Below are 2,272 nucleotides of genomic sequence, written 5' to 3'. Positions count from 1 at the left end.
TTGGGTAATATCCATAGTTGTATGTACTACACAAGCTGTACTACACAGACAGAATTCGGCGGGGGCGATTCAGCAAAGCCGACTTGTTCACAGCTTAGAAGGCTGGTGTGACTGCCTCTGCACTACGTTCCATTATAATACAATTATATTACAGAAGTAGATTAGATGTTGATAAATACCACAAAGTTAGCAGAAGGGCAAGATATGGGAGTATAGGAGTTTCTAAGTCAGTCAATCAGGATTCACCCACAGGAAACATTTATAGCACTACCCATTCAGATGTTTGACATTTCTAAACTCCGAAACCTAGTCCTAGCTGACTTCTGACTTTTGACTTCTGACTTCTGACGCTAAGCGTAGCGCTATACCAACCGAGCCAGAGTTCCCTCCATGATAGCCGTGCTTTGACCAGAGACAGTAAATACCAAAGCTTCCCGATAGACTCGCTGGGCAGCATGGTGTTTGTAGTTAGCAGCACCACTAGACACAGTCACCCCTGCTTGAGCACATCTTCCTGCTAAGTTAATTGCCCAAGTCCTCAGTTGTAGCCGTTGTTGAAAAGTCTGAGAATTTGCTTGTGCTGCTTGGATCATAGCTGTCTGGCAGCGAGTGAATTCCCCGTGGAGGGATTCAAAAGTATTGTATAGAAAATCCAGTTGCTTGGTTTTGGCAGCCGCTTCTACAATGTCCAGTCCAGCTTGGGCACATCCTAGGGCCAAAAAACCAGCAGACAAAAGTTTCTTCTGGTCATTTTCGTGAATTGCACCTGCTTTAGCAATCGAGACCACACGTTCTTCAGGTAAGAACCAATCGGTAAGGGTAGCACTAACCGTATTGGTGGATTCCATCGCCGCCAGTGCCATGGGTTTGCTAAAGGTAATAGTACCACCTGCATCTTGGCAAGTTGGAGTAAATGGCACCATACCGTAAACTTCTCGACCATCAGGCAATACTGCACCGATGATAAACTCTTGAAAGAAGCTAAACCCAGTAACCCAAGGCACTTTTCCATTGATCTGATATCCACCATCTACCGGAATAGCTTTGACCGGTGGGTTACCTGTTCGTCGCACTTGGGAAAAGCCGATACCAACTAGCATTTGACCCTTAGCTAATTTGGGAAGATACTGCTGCTTCAACGATTCATTCTCAGAGTAAGCGATCATTGCTCCAGCACTCTGGTGTTGCATTTGCAAGAATGCCAAAGCACCGGAATACCGTGCTAACAGTTGCTGGAAGTAGCCAAAGGTTGTGCTACTTACTTCTAGACCTCCCCAGGATTTCGGAATCCTTAGCCCTAGCAAAGTGCGAACGCTCATTCCCTTGAGAGCCTCTCGTAACACCTCAGGAGCACTATCAATTTCTGAAGCCAAGGGAGCAACGGATTCCCTGAGATAAGACTCCGCTGTCTCTAATAGGGTTTGGTGCTCATTATCGGGATACCGTTTGATCACCTGCATCAACCTTTCTAGTTACTCTGATCTACTACATTAATACTGCCACTGTGATTGTAAGCTATCAGCTATCAGCTATCAGTTATCAGTTATAGCAACCGAAGTATAGTTTAGGACAGAGTATTTTGGTTGAAAGGGACTTCGGAGCAGGGACTTCGGAGCAGGGAGCAGAAATATGTCTTAAGCTTTACTTCGACTGCTATATCAGTTATCAGTTATCAGTTATCAGCTTTTGAAGAAAACAGGTAAGCATTCGTTTAATCTGAGTTAAGTCTGCTGACAGCTGACGGCACCTCAAGTAGCACCATCTGTAGCGCATATGCTTACCTGTGATTTATAGCATTGCGTAATTCAGTGAGCTACTTTCACCAAAAAAAGCGATCGCGTAGGGTCGGCAAAGCCGAATCGCAGCTGTGAATACCAACTAAAAAGCAACTAAAAAACCGTTTCTTCCACGTTGTGGATCAAGACAATGAACAAAAGTTTATTTAAAAATATCTTCTTATCCAAAACTACTTCTTCCCTCCCCACACTCCCCACACTCCCCACACTCCCTACACTCCCCACACTCCCTATACACCCTATCTGCTCTATAAATTCCACACACCCCACACTTCCCACACTCCCCACACTCCTCCCTCTTCAAGCAGTTGCGCTGGCGCTATCTTGTCTATTAATCCTCACAGGTTGTCATCCGAACCAGTTTAAGACTCAAGCAGCTCAGGTCTCTCAACTAGTGTTAGCTACTCCTAGTGACCCAGCTACCTTTAACGCTATTGTTAATACCTCTCCCTTCGGTGTATTTGGTTACCTCTACG

At 45.2% G+C, this 2,272-nt stretch carries 2 protein-coding genes; one reads left to right on the top strand and one right to left on the bottom strand.

The genetic code is table 11. From position 1 onward, the window contains the following. Positions 1-362: 362 nt before the first annotated feature. The gene (locus F6K38_RS39805; protein ID WP_287360403.1) at positions 363-1,460 is read right to left on the bottom strand and encodes an acyl-CoA dehydrogenase family protein; all 1,098 of its coding nucleotides are present in this window, start codon (positions 1,458-1,460) and stop codon (positions 363-365) included. 466 nt (positions 1,461-1,926) lie between these two features. On the opposite strand from F6K38_RS39805, the gene F6K38_RS39800 reads away from it, so the two are divergent. Continuing rightward, the coding region (locus F6K38_RS39800; protein WP_502709653.1) for a hypothetical protein at positions 1,927-2,272 on the top strand (346 nt) is incomplete at its 3' end.

This window comes from Moorena sp. SIO3B2, from assembly GCF_010692525.1.
Taxonomy (GTDB): domain Bacteria; phylum Cyanobacteriota; class Cyanobacteriia; order Cyanobacteriales; family Coleofasciculaceae; genus Moorena; species Moorena producens.
Note: the sequence above shows the minus strand (reverse complement) of the source record. Positions and strands in the feature narration are given on the sequence as shown.